Source organism: Pseudomonas paraeruginosa (genome assembly GCF_003025345.2).
In the GTDB taxonomy this organism is placed as follows: Bacteria; Pseudomonadota; Gammaproteobacteria; order Pseudomonadales; family Pseudomonadaceae; genus Pseudomonas; species Pseudomonas paraeruginosa.
Window position 1 is genome coordinate 5,365,617 of the sequence record NZ_CP020560.1, and the last position, 14,984, is coordinate 5,380,600.

13 protein-coding genes are annotated in these 14,984 nt (G+C 67.8%); 4 read left to right on the top strand and 9 right to left on the bottom strand.

The features are described from left to right. Nucleotides 1-18: 18 nt before the first annotated feature. The gene (gene mdlC, locus B7D75_RS25480) at nucleotides 19-1,605 is read right to left on the bottom strand and encodes a benzoylformate decarboxylase (RefSeq protein ID WP_033997518.1); all 1,587 of its coding nucleotides are present in this window, start codon (nucleotides 1,603-1,605) and stop codon (nucleotides 19-21) included. A 100-nt stretch (nucleotides 1,606-1,705) separates the two neighbouring features. Here mdlC and B7D75_RS25485 point away from each other — a divergent pair, with 100 nt between their 5' ends. Then, nucleotides 1,706-2,602 carry a LysR family transcriptional regulator gene (locus B7D75_RS25485; protein ID WP_012077603.1) on the top strand — a complete coding sequence of 299 codons (897 nt, stop codon included), beginning with the start codon at nucleotides 1,706-1,708 and terminating at the stop codon, nucleotides 2,600-2,602. Between the two features lie 14 nt (nucleotides 2,603-2,616). Here B7D75_RS25485 and B7D75_RS25490 read toward each other — a convergent pair whose 3' ends face one another. Beyond that, nucleotides 2,617-3,948, bottom strand: a complete 1,332-nt coding sequence (locus tag B7D75_RS25490) for an MFS transporter (protein ID WP_033997488.1) — start codon at nucleotides 3,946-3,948, stop codon at nucleotides 2,617-2,619. A gap of 379 nt (nucleotides 3,949-4,327) precedes the next feature. Here B7D75_RS25490 and B7D75_RS25495 point away from each other — a divergent pair, with 379 nt between their 5' ends. After that, nucleotides 4,328-5,383 carry an aromatic ring-hydroxylating oxygenase subunit alpha gene (locus B7D75_RS25495; RefSeq protein WP_034082954.1) on the top strand — a complete coding sequence of 352 codons (1,056 nt, stop codon included), beginning with the start codon at nucleotides 4,328-4,330 and terminating at the stop codon, nucleotides 5,381-5,383. Nucleotides 5,384-5,397: 14 nt separating this feature from the next. After that, on the top strand, nucleotides 5,398-6,351 hold the full coding sequence (locus B7D75_RS25500; protein ID WP_043098611.1) for a PDR/VanB family oxidoreductase: 954 nt from the start codon (nucleotides 5,398-5,400) through the stop codon (nucleotides 6,349-6,351). On the opposite strand, the gene B7D75_RS25505 is transcribed toward B7D75_RS25500, so the two are convergent. The 7 genes from B7D75_RS25505 to B7D75_RS25535 all read right to left on the bottom strand — a co-directional run bounded on the left by B7D75_RS25505 (nucleotide 6,348) and on the right by B7D75_RS25535 (nucleotide 13,420). Next, entirely contained in the window at nucleotides 6,348-7,061 is a 714-nt protein-coding gene (locus tag B7D75_RS25505; RefSeq protein WP_012077608.1) for a GntR family transcriptional regulator, read from the bottom strand. The genes B7D75_RS25500 and B7D75_RS25505 overlap by 4 nt on opposite strands. A 62-nt stretch (nucleotides 7,062-7,123) precedes the next feature. After that, a complete protein-coding gene (locus tag B7D75_RS25510) occupies nucleotides 7,124-7,885 on the bottom strand; it encodes an SDR family oxidoreductase (RefSeq protein WP_003150750.1) in 762 nt (253 codons plus the stop codon). 391 nt (nucleotides 7,886-8,276) lie between these two features. Next, complete coding sequence (locus B7D75_RS25515) at nucleotides 8,277-8,993, bottom strand: ABC transporter ATP-binding protein (protein WP_034082950.1); 717 nt, start codon at nucleotides 8,991-8,993, stop codon at nucleotides 8,277-8,279. Next, nucleotides 8,990-9,862, bottom strand: a complete 873-nt coding sequence (locus B7D75_RS25520) for an ATP-binding cassette domain-containing protein (protein ID WP_043098610.1) — start codon at nucleotides 9,860-9,862, stop codon at nucleotides 8,990-8,992. Before B7D75_RS25520 ends, B7D75_RS25515 begins: the two co-directional genes overlap by 4 nt. Then, entirely contained in the window at nucleotides 9,859-11,136 is a 1,278-nt protein-coding gene (gene livM / locus B7D75_RS25525; RefSeq protein WP_012077613.1) for a high-affinity branched-chain amino acid ABC transporter permease LivM, read from the bottom strand. Before livM ends, B7D75_RS25520 begins: the two co-directional genes overlap by 4 nt. A gap of 10 nt (nucleotides 11,137-11,146) precedes the next feature. Beyond that, nucleotides 11,147-12,061 (bottom strand): ABC transporter permease subunit, encoded by a 915-nt coding sequence (locus tag B7D75_RS25530; protein WP_003156790.1) that lies wholly within the window; start codon nucleotides 12,059-12,061, stop codon nucleotides 11,147-11,149. 234 nt (nucleotides 12,062-12,295) lie between these two features. Next, nucleotides 12,296-13,420, bottom strand: a complete 1,125-nt coding sequence (locus B7D75_RS25535) for a branched-chain amino acid ABC transporter substrate-binding protein (RefSeq protein ID WP_058146615.1) — start codon at nucleotides 13,418-13,420, stop codon at nucleotides 12,296-12,298. A gap of 618 nt (nucleotides 13,421-14,038) precedes the next feature. Between B7D75_RS25535 and B7D75_RS25540 the strand changes: the two genes are divergently transcribed. Continuing rightward, nucleotides 14,039-14,977 (top strand): LysR substrate-binding domain-containing protein, encoded by a 939-nt coding sequence (locus B7D75_RS25540; RefSeq protein ID WP_107114549.1) that lies wholly within the window; start codon nucleotides 14,039-14,041, stop codon nucleotides 14,975-14,977. The last annotated feature ends 7 nt before the right edge of the window (nucleotides 14,978-14,984 follow it).

Sequence of the window (14,984 nt, forward strand, 5' to 3'; positions counted from 1 at the left end):
GGGCGGTGCCGTGGAACATCAGGGTTCGATGGTTTGCGTCGGCACCTCGATCAAAACCGGGCGATCAGCGGCCAGGGCTTGCTTCAAGGCGCTTTCCAGTTCTTCGCGGGTGGCCGCGTGGAGCGCCTCCACGCCATAGCCGCGGGCGATCGCGCAGAAGTCCAGTCCCGGCACGTCGAGCCCCGGCGCATCGGGCACCTCGAGCACCCCGGCGAACCAGCGCAGGGCGCCGTAGGTGCCGTTCTTGAGGATGATGAAGACCGCCGGCACACGGTATTGCGCGGCGCTCCAGAGCGCGGTGATGCCGTAGTTGGCCGAACCGTCGCCGATGATCCCGATCACCTGCCGCCGCGGCTGCGCCAGTTGCGCGCCGACCGCCGCCGGCAGGCCGAAGCCGAGGCCGCCGGCGGCCGGGAAGAAGTAGCTGCCCGGCTCGCGCATCTCCACTCGCTGCCAGAAAGCGGTCACGGTGGAGGTGGATTCCTTGACGAAGATGGCGTCGCGCGGGGCCAGCGCATCGATCACGTCGAACACTGTCTCCGGACGCAGCGGTCCGCCCTCCTCGGCCAGCGCCGGCGGGCGCGGCAGCGCCTCGGGCAGCGGCCGCGCACTGGGACGGACCTGTTCGAGCAGGGCCTCGAGGCTCAGGCCGATGTCGCCGACCAGCGCGTCGCCCATCGGTGCCCGCGCGGCCTCGCCGGGATCGCAGGTGATCTGCACCAGCTCGGCGCCGGCCGGCAGGTAGTCGCCGGGGGCGAACTGGTGGTAGCGGAATACCGGCGCGCCGACGACCAGGATCAGGTCATGGCCGTCGAGCAGCCGGCTGATCCCGGCGATGGCCGCCGGCAGTACGCCACGGAAGCACGGGTGGCGGGTGGGGAACGGGCAGCGCGAAGCCGAGGGCGCGACCCAGGCCGGCATCCGCAGCTTTTCCGCCAGTTGCACGGCCAGGCCATTGGCGTTCGCCCCGTCGACGTCCGGGCCGAGCACCAGCACCGGGTTGCGCGAGCGCGACAGGCGCTCGCCGAGCTCGGCCAGCAACGCCGGGGCCGGCAGCGCGGCGCCACTGACCTGGCGCGCGGCCAGGTGCTCGACGCCGGCCGGCGCCGGCTGCGCCCAGTCGTCGTAGGGAATCGACAGGTACACCGGCGCACGCGGCGGCAGGCTGGCGATCTGGATCGCCTGGCTGAGCGCGCGCGGCACGTCCTGGGCACAGGCCGGTTCGTGGCTCCACTTCACCAGCGGCTTGGGCAGTTGGCCGGCCTCGACGTTGGCGAGCATCGCCTCGACCCCGATCATCGAGCGCACCTGCTGTCCGGCGCTGATCACCAGCGGGCTGTGCGAATACCAGGCGTTGGTCAGCGCGCCCATGCCGTTGCCGGTGCCGGCCGCCGCGTGCAGGTTGACGAACGCCGGGCGGCCGCTGGCCAGGGCGAAGCCGTCGGCCATGCCGACCACCGCGCCCTCGTGCAGGCCGAGGATGTAGCGGAAGTCCTCGGGGAAGTCCCTGAGGAACGGCAGTTCGTTCGAGCCGGGATTGCCGAAGACGGTGGTCAGGCCGTGGCGGCGGAGGATCTCGTAGGAGGCGGAATGGACGGTTTTCATGCAGGCCTTCAAGGTCGTTTCCTGGATTTGCGCTACTGTTGCAGCCGCTCGATAATCAATCAAATCGATACTCTTTCTATAAAAAATAGAAGTGATCTATATGAGCCCGATCGACCTCAACCTGGTCCGCACTTTCGTCACGCTCTACGAGGCCGGCAGCGTGACCCTCGCCGCCGAGCGCCTGTTCGTCACCCAGCCGTCGGTGAGCTACGCCCTGGCGCGCCTGCGCGAACTGTTCGACGACGCACTGTTCACCCGCACCCGCGACGGCATCCAGCCGACCTTCGTCGCCGAGCAGCTGTACGGCACCTTCCGCGAGTCGCTGACGCGCATCGAGGGGGCGGTGCAGAGCATGCGCCACTTCGATCCGGCGACCACCGAGCGCCGCTTCCGCATCGCCCTCACCGACCTCGGCGAAGTCGGCTTCCTGTCGCTGATCCTCGAACGTCTGACCCGCGACGCACCGTTCGCCGAGGTGGAGGTGCTGCCGTTGCAGGTGGACGAGGTCGGCGCCTGGCTGAGCAGCGCCAAGGTCGACGCCGCGATCTGCCGCCAGCCGGTGCCCGGCGCGCGCAGCCAGCGGGTCCTGCACGAACGCTACGTGTGCCTGCTCAGCGACCGCCACCCGCGGATCGGCGACTGCCTGAGCCTGGAGCAGTACCTGGCCGAACGGCACATCGTGGTGACCCGCACCTCCGGCCACGGCATCGCCGAGGACGTGCTCAAGGCCATGCAGGTGCAGCGCCGCATCAGCCTGCGGGTACCGCACTTCTCGGTGCTGCCGAAGATCATCCCGGGCACCGAGCTGCTGACCATCCTGCCGGCGCAGATCGCCCACCGCTTCGTCGCCGAGGGCGGCATGCGCATGCTCGACCTGCCCTTCGACCTGCCCCCGTTCGACGTCTCCCTGCACTGGCACGAGAGCAGCGAACGCTCGGCGGCGCTGAACTGGTTCCGCACCACCATCGCCGAGGCGATCATCGCCGCCCAGCGCTGACGCCACGGCGCACCTCATGTCGTCTCCCCGAGTGCCGCCGGCCGCCGGCGCCGGGCGTCGAGCAACGGCAGCAGCGCGGCGGCGCCGACGAACACCGCGGCGAACACGCCGTAGAGGGCCAGCGGCCGCCAGCCGCCATCGAGGAGCACACCGGCCGCCAGCGGCGAGAGGATCGCCCCGCCGCGACCGACGCCGATCGCCCAGCCGACCCCGGTGGCGCGCACCGAGGCCCCGTAGCGGGTCGGCGCCAGGGCATAGAGGCCGGCCACGCAGGCGTTGGCGCAAAGACCGATCAGCAGCCCCAGCGCCAGGGCCGCGCCAGGCAGCCCGGCGCTCAGCGAGAACGCCGCCAGCAGGCCCGCGGTGAGCAGCATGAACAGCGCCAGCACCCGTTCCAGGCGGAAGCGCGCGGCGAGCCCGCCGAGCAGCGCGGCGCCGAAGATCCCGCCGATGCTCAGCAGGGTGCCGCCGGTGATGCCCTGGGCGCTGGACAGGCCGGCGGCAACCAGCAGCTTCGGGGTCCAGCTCATGACGAAGTAGAAGCCGAACATCACCAGGAAGAACAGCGCCCAGAGCAGCAGGGTGGTACGCCCCTGCGCCACGCCGAACAGGCCGGCCAGGCGGCTGCCGCGCCGCGCCTGGCGCTCGCTCGCGGGCGCCAGTTCGGCGAGCTCGGCACGGCCCAGGCGCCGCGCCAGCGCATTGACCCGCTGCAGCGCGCGGCGTGGCCGGCGGGCGAGGAGGAAGTCCAGCGACTCCGGCAGGCACAGGCAGACCAGCGGGATCACCGCCAGGGTCAGGCCGCCGCCGAAGGCGAACACCGAGCGCCAGCCCCAGGCGTCGATCAGCCCCACCGCGAGCAGCCCGCCGAGGGTCGCGCCCAGGGCATAGCCGGTGGATTGCAGGCTGACCGCCAGCCCGCGCCAGCGGCGCGAGGCGTACTCGCTGGCGATCACGTTGCTGCTGGCGAGGATGCCGCCGATACCCAGTCCGGTCAGCCCGCGCAACGACGCCAGTTGCCAGGCCGCCTGGCTCAGCGCCGAGGCGAGCATGCCCAGGCCCGACAGCGCCAGGCAGGCGAGGATCAGCGGGCGGCGCCCCCAGCGGTCGGCCCAGGGCGCGATGAACAGCGAGCCGGCGGCCATGCCGAAGAGGCCGGCGCTGAGCAGCAGGCCGAGTTCGGTGCCGCCGAGGCTCCATTCGCTGGCCACCGACGAGGCGGTGAAAGCCATCACCAGCACGTCGAAGCCATCGATCAGGTTGAGCACGACGCAGACAGCCACCGCCAGCCACTGGAAGGGCCGCATCGGTTCGTCGTCGAGGACGCGGCGCAGGTCCTGGTTCATGGACGGCCCTCCCCGATCGGAGAGGAGGGAAGGCACGGCAGGCGGAAGCCAGACGCGGGAATGCAGGAATCCATCATCGGGAAAGCCCTTTTTCTTGTTGTTGTACGCACGGCAAGCGCAGGCACCCTGGCAGCGTTACGGCGATCGGGCAATACAATTGGATCCATTGATAAGGCAAAAAGCAGGATCACCAGCACCTATCCAGCCTTCTGCACTGGCTAGGAGGGGCTCTGAAACGCGAAGAAGCACCCGTTCTTTCACGTAAAACTTTTATGTTCGGCTATCGAACAGATTATTTTTTGTACAGAAGCGATTGACTTGGAATAATTCACTCGCAAATCATTGGATCCAATACAAGAACAACCAAGAGGATCCGACGATGTTTCCGAAGAACGCCTGGTACGTGGCCTGCACCCCCGACGAACTGGTCGGAAAACCGCTCGGCCGGCGCATCTGCGACGAGCCGATGGTCTTCTACCGCGGCGAGGAGGGCCGGGTGGTGGCCCTCGAGGACTTCTGCCCGCACCGGGGCGCGCCGCTATCGCTGGGCTTCGTCGAGGACGGCGTGCTGGTCTGCGGCTACCACGGCCTGGCGATGGGCGAGGATGGCCGCACCCGTTCGATGCCGGGCCAGCGGGTCCGCGGTTTTCCCTGCATCCGCCAGTTCCCGGTGGTGGAGCGGCACGGCTTCGTCTGGGTCTGGCCGGGCGACGCCGGGCATGCCGACGCCACGCTGATCCCTCGCCTGGAATGGGCGGAGAGTCCCGACTGGGCCTATGGCGGCGGGCTGTACCACATCCACTGCGACTACCGCCTGATGATCGACAACCTGATGGACCTGACCCACGAGACCTACGTGCATGCGTCCAGCATCGGCCAGAAGGAAATCGACGAGGCCGCGCCGAGCACCCGGGTGGAGGGCGACGAGGTGATCACCTCCCGCCACATGGAGAACGTCATGGCCCCGCCGTTCTGGCGCATGGCCCTGCGCGGCAACGGCCTGGCCGACGACGTGCCGGTGGACCGCTGGCAGATCTGCCGCTTCACGCCACCCAGCCACGTGCTGATCGAGGTCGGCGTGGCCCACGCCGGCCACGGCGGCTACCGGGCGCCGGCACAGCGCAAGGCGGCGAGCATCGTGGTCGACTTCATCACCCCGGAGAGCGCCACCTCGATCTGGTACTTCTGGGGCATGGCGCGCAACTTCCAGGCCCACGACCAGGCGCTTACCGCGAGTATCCGCGAAGGCCAGGGGAAAATCTTCGGCGAAGACCTGGAAATGCTCGAAAGCCAGCAGCGCAACCTGCTGCGCCACCCACGCCGCGACCTGCTGAAACTGAACATCGACGCCGGCGGCGTGCAGGCCCGGCGCATCATCGAGCGACTGCTGGCGGATGAACGCCAGGCCGCCGCCCCTGACCGTGCCCAGGCCTGACGGGAGCCTTCGCCATGATCGAGGTCATCGTCGGCGCCATCCGCCTGGAGGCGCAGGATATCCACAGCTTCGAACTGTTCCGGGCCGACGGGGCGACACTGCCATCCTTCGAGCCGGGCGCGCACATCGACCTGCACCTGCCCAACGGCCTGGTCCGCCAGTACTCCCTCTGCGGGCCGGCCGAGCGGCCGCGCCATTACCGCATCGCCGTGCTGCGCTGCCGCGACTCGCGCGGCGGCTCGGCCGCGGTGCACACCGAACTGCGGGTCGGCCAGCGGCTGCGCATCGGCGAGCCGCGCAACCTGTTCCCGCTGTCCACCGAGCCCGCACCGCGCCTGCTGTTCGCCGGCGGCATCGGCATCACTCCGCTGCTGGCGATGGCCGAACGCCTGGCCGGCGACGGTGCCGATTTCCAGCTGCACTACTGCGCGCATTCCGCCGAGCGGGCGGCCTTCGTCGACTACCTCGGCCACTGCGCCTTCGCCGACCGCGTGCACTGCCATTTCGACCATGGCGACAGCGCCCGCCGCGCCGACCCGCGCGCCCTGCTCGCGGCCAGTCCGCGCGACACCCAGCTGTACCTCTGCGGTCCGGCGGGCTTCATGCGCTGGATCGAAAGCGCCGCCCGCGACCTGGGCTGGGAGGAACACCGGCTGCACCGCGAACACTTCACCGCCGCGCCACAGGAGGCTGCCGCCGACACGCCGTTCGAGCTACAGCTGGCAAGCAGTGGCGCGCTGATCCGGGTGGCGGCCGGGCAGACCGCGCTGGCGGCACTGCGCGAAGCCGGGGTGGAACTGCCGGCCTCCTGCGAGCAAGGCATCTGCGGCACCTGCCTGACCCGTGTGCTGGACGGCGAGCCAGACCACCGCGACCTCTACCTCAGCGATGAAGAGCAGGCCGCCAACGACTGCTTCACGCCCTGCTGCTCGCGTGCGCGCAGCCCACGGCTGCTGCTGGATCTCTAGTTCGCGGAGGTGTCGCCGTGGAGCACGGTGACGCCCTGTCGCGCCGGATCGAAGTAGTCGGCGTAGCGCAGGGTGGCGTTGGCGTGTTCGCGCATGATTGCCTCGGCGCGCGCGCCCTGGCCGTTGACCAGGGCGTCGACCGCGGCGTGGTGTTGCAGATGGGCGAAGTTGAAGCGGCGGAACTCCTGCTCGAGGTTGTCGCGGTCCACCGCCAGCGCGCTCACCGAGGCGAATGGCAGGTGGTCGTTGCGTGCCAGCGCCGCGGCGATCGCCGGGTTGCCGCTGGCCTCGACGACGGTGCGATGGAAGCGCATGTTCATCGCGTGATAGCGCTCCAGTTCCTCCAGCAGCACATGGCCCTTGGCGAACAGTCGGTCGCCCTCGGCCAGGCATTCTTCCAGGATCGCCCGCGTCTCGGCGGACAAGCCGCGCTCGGCCGCCTGGCGCGCCGCCAGTCCTTCCAGCACGCCGCGCACCTCGACCGCGCCGGCGATGTCCTCGCGGGTCATCGCGCGTACCGTGTAGCCGCGCCCGCTCTTGCACAACAACCCCTCCTGCTCCAGCGTGCGCAGGGCGATGCGCACCGGCATGCGCGACACCTGCAGGCGTTCGGCGGTGGGGATCTCGACGATGCGCTCGCCGGCGGCGAGCTCGCCGGAAGCGATCAGCTTGCGCAGCTCGGCCAGTACCCTTTGGCCCGGTTTGCTCATGGATTCAGCTACTCGATCGGGACGACCGGGGCATGATAGCGCGCCCCGGCCACCCTCGCCGGTCAGCTTTCGCGGTGGATGGCGAAGCCGGCCCAGGACTGGCTCACCGGCATGATCTCCAGGCTGTTGATGTTCAGGTGGGCGGGCTGGTTCATGATCCAGAAGATGGTCTCGGCGATGTCCTCCGGCTGGATCGGCCGCGCCCCGGCGTAGGTCTTGTCGTAACGCGCCTGGTCGCCGCCGAAGCGGACCAGGGAGAACTCGCTTTCGCACAGCCCCGGCTCCAGGTTGGTCACGCGCACCCCGGTGCCCTGCAGGTCGCAGCGCAGGTTCAGCGAGAACTGCTCGACGAAGGCCTTGGTGCCGCCGTATACGTGGCTGCCCGGGTAGGGCCAGCGGCCGGCCACCGAGCCGAGGTTGACGATGCTCGCCCCGGCGCCGTGGGCGATCAGCCGTGGCAGCAGCAGGCGGGTGCTGTAGAGTAGGCCCTTGATGTTGGTATCGACCATGGTGTCCCAGTCGTCCAGGTCGCAGGACTGCGCCGGGTCGGTGCCCAGCGCCAGGCCGGCGTTGTTGATCAGGCCGCGCAGGCGGGCGAACTCTTCCGGCAGGCTGTCCACGGCCGCGTGCATCGCCGCGCGGTCGCGTACGTCCAGGGTCAGCGGCAGCACCCGGGTCTGCGCCGACAGCTCGGCGGCCAGCGCCTGCAGGCGTTCCTCGCGACGGCCGGTGAGCACCAGCGACCAGCCGGCCTCGGCGAAACGACGGGCGCAGGCTTCGCCGAAGCCTGAGGTGGCGCCGGTGATGAACAGGGTGGACGACATGGGCATCTCCTCGTACGGGGCGGAAAAACGGTATCCGGGGATTCTAGAGGCTCGCGGCGCGCCATTGCCCATACAGTTGCAGGCGACTTCACCCGTCCCCGGCCAGGAACTGAACAGCGCGGCGCAACCCGCGCCGGACCTGCGCTACAGCGAATGACCGGCAATCTGTCCACAGGACATCGCACGGTTTTCCTGAACAACTGTGGCAGCGCGCTGGCGTTGGGCCTGGGGACAAGTCGTCCCGACGAAGCGCTGGACAGTTTCTGATCGATAGCCCGCAAGGCTCGCCAGACCGGGTTCCTGGCGATTCTTACCCACCTTGTCCACAGGGCCTCGCACAGAAATCCTGAACAACCCCGGGCGGCGTTATCCACAGCCCGGGGCGTCCGCCTCAATGCCCGCCGAGATAGGCGTTGCGCACCTCCTGGTTGCCCAGCAGCTCCTCGCCGCTGCCGCTCATGCGGATCTCCCCGGTGACCATCACGTAGGCGCGGTCGGAAAGCCTCAGCGCATGGTTGGCGTTCTGCTCGACGAGGAAGAGGGTCATGCCGCTGCTGGCCAGCTCGCGCAGGGTCTGGAAGATCTGCTTGACCACGATCGGCGCCAGGCCCAGGGACGGCTCGTCGAGCAGCAGCAGCTTCGGCCGGCTCATCAGCGCGCGGGCGATGGCGAGCATCTGCTGCTCGCCGCCGGACATGGTCATGGCGCGCTGGTTGCGCCGCTCCTTCAGGCGCGGGAACAGCTCGAACATGCGCTGCATGTCCGCCTCGGCGTGGTCCATGCCGATGGGGATGGTGCCCATCAGCAGGTTCTCCTCGACGCTCATGTCGGGGAACACCCGGCGTCCTTCCGGCGCTTGCGCGATGCCATTGGCCGCCACGTAGTGCGCCGACTTCTGGCGAATGTCCTGGCCGCGGTAGAGGATCTGCCCGGCCGCCGCGCGCGGCTGGCCGAAGATCGACATCAACAGCGTCGACTTGCCCGCGCCGTTGGCGCCGATCAGGCTCACCGTCTCGCCCTCGTCGACTCGCAGCGAAACCTTCCTCAGCGCCTGGATCGGCCCGTAGAACACGTCCACTTCACGGAATTCCAGCAACGCCGCGCTCATGACAGCTCCTCTTCGTCGGCACCGAGATAGGCGGCGATCACCTTCTCGTCATGGCGGATCTGTTCGGGGTCGCCACGGGCGATCACGTCGCCGTGGTCGAGCACGATGATGTGGTCGGAGATGTTCATCACCATGCCCATGTCATGCTCGATCAGCAGCACGGTGATCCCGTGGTGGTCGCGCAGGTAGCGGACGATGTTGCTCAGGGCGTGGGTCTCGGCCGGGTTGAGGCCGGCGGCCGGTTCGTCCAGGCAGATGATTTCCGGCCGCGTGCACATGGCCCGGGCGATCTCCAGGCGCCGCTGCTGGCCGTAGGACATTTCGCCGGCCAGGCGGTTGGCGCAGTCCACCAGGTCGACCACCTCCAGCCAGTAGAACGCGTGGTCCAGCGCCTCGCTCTCGGCGCGGCGGTAGCCGGGAGTGTCGAGGATGCCGGCGAGCAGGTTGCGGTTGACGAACATGTGCTGCGCCACCAGCAGGTTCTCCACCACCGACATGTCCTTGAACAGGCGGATGTTCTGGAAGGTCCGCGCCAGCCCGGCACGGTTCACCAGGTGGGTGCCGCCGAACATCTTGTAGTAGAGACGGCTGCCCAGTTGCGGCGGCTTGACGAAGTCGTCCAGCTGGAACGGCTCGCCGAGCACCTGGATGACATCGGTGGTGCGCCCCCGGGTGTTGAGCAGGATGTTGCCGCCGGTGGCCTTGTAGAAGCCGGTGAGGCAGTTGAACACGGTGGTCTTGCCGGCGCCGTTGGGGCCGATCAGCGCGGTGATCGAACCGCGCTCGACGTCGAGGTTGACGTCGTTGAGCGCCTTGATGCCGCCGAAGTGCATCATCAGGTGCTCGACGCTGAGGATCCTGTCGCTCATGGCGCCACCCCCTTGCGCGGAGCGAAGCCCACGCGGCTGATGCGGATCAGCCCGCGCGGCCGCCAGATCATCATCACCACCATGAGGATCCCGAGCAGCAGCACGCGGATGTCGGCGAAGCTGCGCAGCAGCTCCGGCGCCACGGTGAGGACGAAGGCGGCGATCACCACCCCGACCGTCGAGCCCATGCCGCCGAGCACGACGATGGCGAGGATCAGCGCCGACTCGAAGAAGTTGAACGAGGACGGGTTGACGAAGCCCTGGTAGCTGGCGAAGAACACCCCGGCCAGCCCCGCGGTGGAGGCGCCGAGCATGAACGCCGAGAGTTTCACCAGCACGTGGTTGAGGCCCATCGCGCGACAGGCGATCTCGTCCTCGCGCAGCGCCTCCCAGGCGCGCCCGACCGGCATCCGGGTCAGCCGGTGCTTGATGTAGAGCACCAGCAGCACGACCAGGAACAGCACCACGTAGATGAACAGGAACTTCATGTTGGGGTTGTAGGCAATGCCGAGGAACTCGTGGATCGGCACCCCGCCGTCCTTGGCCCGGCGGCCGAACTCCAGGCCGAGGAAGGTCGGCGCCGGCGCCGGCATGCCGTTCGGCCCGCCGGTGAAGGACAGCCAGTTGTTCAGCACCAGGCGGATGATCTCGCCGAAGCCCAGGGTGACGATCGCCAGGTAGTCGCCGTGCATGCGCAGCACCGGAAAGCCGAGGATCGCCCCGGCCACCGCTGCGCCCAGCGCGGCCAGCGGCAGCACGCTCCAGAAGCCCAGGCCGAGGTACTGGTAGCCCAGCGCCAGGCCATAGGCGCCAATGGCGTAGAAGGCCACGTAGCCGAGGTCGAGCAGCCCGGCGAGGCCGACCACGATGTTCAGGCCCAGGCCCAGCAGCACGTAGATCAGGCCGAGGATGACCACCGCCAGCAGGTACTTGCTGGCGAAGAACGGGAAGATCACCGCGGCCACCAGGATCAGCGGCACGATCCAGCGCAGCCGGGTCTTGTAGCCCGGCGGCAGGACGTGGACGCCGCTGCCGGCCCCCTCGAAGCGCTCCAGCACGGCGCGCCCGCCGCGGGTCTGCAGGTAGAGGCTGAGCAGGAAGCGCCCGCCCATGACGATCGCGATGATCCAGGCGACCCGCTCGAAATGCAGGTTGAAGCCGTAGCCGTCGAGGACCACGCCGACGATGGGGCCGAACACCACCAGGGCGATCAGCCCGGAGAGCACGGCATCGAGGACGCACTGCTTGAGATCGATGGAAGTCTCGTTGCTCATCGTCGTCCCCTTACACCTTGGCGATCTGCGGGCGGCCGAGCAGGCCCTGGGGACGGAAGATCAGGATCAGCACCAGCAACGAGAAGGCGAACACGTCCTTGTAGTCGGTGTTGACCATCCCCGAGAACTGCGCCTCGGCCACTCCCAGCACCAGGCCGCCGAGCATCGCCCCGGGCAGCGAGCCGATGCCGCCGAGCACCGCCGCGGTGAACGCCTTGATGCCGATGATGAAGCCGGCGTAGAAGTCGAAGGTGCCGTAGTTCATGGTGATCAGCACCCCGGCCAGGGCGGCCATCGCCGCGCCGATGACGAACACGTAGGAGATCACCCGGTCGGTGTTGATCCCCAGGATCGAGGCCATCTTACGGTCCTGCTGGGTCGCCCGGCACATGCGCCCGAGCCTGGTGCAGCGGATCACGTAGGTGAGTACCGCCATGCCGATCAGCGAGGCGACCAGGATGAACAGCTTGGTGTAGGTGAGCTGGACGAAGCCGTCGCCGACGTGGAACTTCAGGGCCCCGTCGAGCAGGGTCGGGATCCCCTGCTGGCGCGGGCCCTGGGCCACCTGCACGTAGTTCTGCAGGATCAGCGACATGCCGATCGCCGAGATCAGCGGCGCCAGGCGCGTGGAGTTGCGCAGCGGCTTGTAGGCGATGCGCTCGATCACCCAGCCGTAGGTGCAGGTCACCAGCACGGTGAACAGCAGGGTGCCGAGGATCAGCAGCGGGAAGTTCTGCAGGCCGAAGAAGGCCAGCAGGGCAAGGGCGATGGCCGAGAGGTAGGCGGAGATCATGTACACCTCGCCATGGGCGAAGTTGATCATGCCGATGATGCCGTAGACCATGGTGTAGCCGATGGCGATGAGGCCGTAGACCGAGCCGAGGGTCAGCCCGTTGATCATTTGCTGGAGGAAGATGCCGTCCATTTTTCAGTCTCTTCAGGGCGAATCGCGACGGCCTTTGTAAGGCGCGCCGGCGCTCACCGGTGAAAGCGGACGGGTGCTACTGAAACGGCCCCGGATCGCGGGGCTCCAGACCGACCACACGCAGACGTCTTCGGCGAATCCGCACTACGGCGGCAAGCACGGGCGAGCACTTCAGCAGCTCCCGGACTTACCCATGCGCCGGGCCTGTGCCCGGCGCATGGCGGTCGAGCGCGATCAGGGCAACTGGTGATACTTGCCCTTGTCGTCCCACTCGTAGACCACGTAGTCGGAGACTTTCAGGTCGCCCTTCTTGTCCCACTCCTTCTTGCCCATCACGGTCTGCACCGGATGCGACTTCAGCCACTCGGCGGCCTTGGCCGGATCGTTGGCGCCGGCGCCCTTGAAGGCCGCCGCCAGGGACTGGATCGAGGCGTAGGAGTAGAGGGTGTAGCCTTCCGGCTCGAAACCGCCGGCACGGAACTTCTCCACCACCGCCTTGCCGTCGGGGATCAGCCGCGGGTCGGCGCCGAAGGTCATCAGCACGCCCTTGACGTACTGCGGACCGCCGGCGGTGGTCGCCAGTTCGTCGGTGACCACGCCGTCGTCGGACATGAACCTGGCGGTCAGTCCCTGCTCACGCATCTGCCGTACCAGCGGACCGGCTTCCGGATGCAGGCCGCCGAAGTAGACGACCTCGGCACCGGAGGCGCGGATCTTGGTGACCAGCGCGTTGAAGTCCTTCTCGCCGCGGGTCAGGCCCTCGTAGAGAACCTCTTTCACGCCGAGCTTGTTCAGTTGCGCCCTGGTGGCGTCCGCCAGGCCCTGGCCATAGGTGTCCTTGTCGTGGATCACCGCGACCTTCCTGGCCTTGAGCACCTTGACGATATAGTCGCCGGCGACCACGCCCTGCTGGTCGTCACGGCCGCACATGCGGAACATCCCGGAGAGTCCGCGCTCGGTGACCTGCGGGTTGGTGGAACCGGGGGTGATGGCGATGATCCCGGCCTCGTCGTAGACCTCGGATGCGGGGATGGTCGAAGAAGAGCAGAAATGGCCGACCACGGCGATGGCCTTGTCCTGGTCGACCAGGCGGTTGGCGACGGCCACGGCCTGCTTCGGTTCGCAGGCGTCGTCGGCCTTGACCAGCTTGATCTTCTCGCCGTTGATCCCGCCCGCCGCGTTGATGTCTTCCGCCGCCTGGGACGCGCCGCGCCAGTATTGCTCGCCGAAGGAGGCGTTGGCGCCGGTATGCGGTCCGGCCACGCCGATCACCACGTCGGCCAGCGCATGCGTGGAAAGACCCATCACGGAAGATACCGCTAGAGCCAGGATGCCTTTTCTGAACAGCTTCTTGGACATGGGGTGTTGCTCCTGAAAATGATGTTGGCGCTCGTAACTACGATGTTGTTGTTGTGTTTCGCTCAACAGGCAGAGCAAGCGGCGTGCCATTCGTTTTTTTCCTGAGTGGCCGGCCACAAGAACTTTAGCCCTCCTTTCCGTTTTTATCTTTGTTATTGGAAATCAGTCATTTAATTGCTTCCGCGGCATTTCTTCCTGGAAGCTGGAGCCCAGGCATCGCGCCACCTGTGCCGCCCCTAGGAATAACTCTACAACGATATTAACGCGGTTAGGAACTGCACAGCACTGGTGCATCCGGCGCACTAATCGAGGTCCTCTTTTTTCATTAACATGCAGGCCAGAGCGGTTTTTCAAATTAATATGAACATGAACTTCCAGGCATTCTGTACCCGATGGAAAGAGTCGATCCGGATACGACGCGAACATATCCGTGCGCGACAGCTTTTTTTTTCAAAGGCCCTGTGACGGATTGGCCATGGGCGGGCGACGGCTCTATCGCGAGTCTCGCCGGGCAGTAATAAGCGCCGCTGGCGCCTCCCGCAAGCGACCTTTCCTCCCCTGGTCATTCCGTTTATTCATATAGCGCCCCGTCCGCACCCGCCGCGCCAGGAACCCGCCATGCTGAACAAACGCCGCCTGCCGTCGATGACCGCCCTGCAATGCTTCGAAGCGGTGGCCAGGCACCTGAGCTTCACCCGCGCCGCCGAGGAGCTGAGCCTGACCCAGAGCGCCATGAGCAAGCAGGTCGCCCAGCTCGAGGAGCAGTTGCAGCACGCCCTGTTCCGCCGGGTGCGCAAGCGCCTGCAGCTGACCCCGGCCGGCGAGCTGTACCTGGCCGAGGTGCGGCGCATCCTGCAGCAGGTCGAACTGTCCACCCGCTTCCTGCTCTCCTACGGCGGCGAGACCGAAGTGCTGCGGGTGGCGACCCCGCCGACCTTCGGCGCGCGCTGGCTGATCCCGCAACTGAACGGCTGGCGCCACCGCCACCCGAACATACACCTCGACCTGCGCCAGGAACTGGAGCCCGACGACCTGCGCCAGGGCCATTGCGACCTGGCGTTCTTCTTCGGTCCCGGCACCCTGCCCGGAGCCGAATGCATCCGCCTGTTCGGCGAGGAACTGGTGGCGGTCTGCGCGCCCGCCCTGCTGCCAGCCGGCGGGCTGGACGAGCCGACCCAACTGGCCGGGCTGGTGCTGCTGCAGAACGCCAGTCGCGCGGAAGCCTGGCACGACTGGTTCGCCAGCCTCGGACGGAACTGCCAGGGCTGCTACCACGGGCCGCGCTTCGACACCTTCTACATGTGCATCCGCGCCGCCCAGGCCGGCTGCGGGGTGGCTCTGCTGCCACGCTTCCTGGTCGAGGAGGAACTCGCCGAAGGCAAGCTGGCGATCGCCTGGCCGCACGCCCTGCCGAGCCAGGAGGCCTACTACCTGGCCTATCCCGAGCATGCCGCGGAAGTGCCCAAGGTGCGCCATTTCGTCGAATGGATGGTAGAGCGCCTGGAGCAGGAGCAACCCTCAGCGGGCCCCCGCCAGACGCGCCACGGCCCGGTTTGACGTTTCC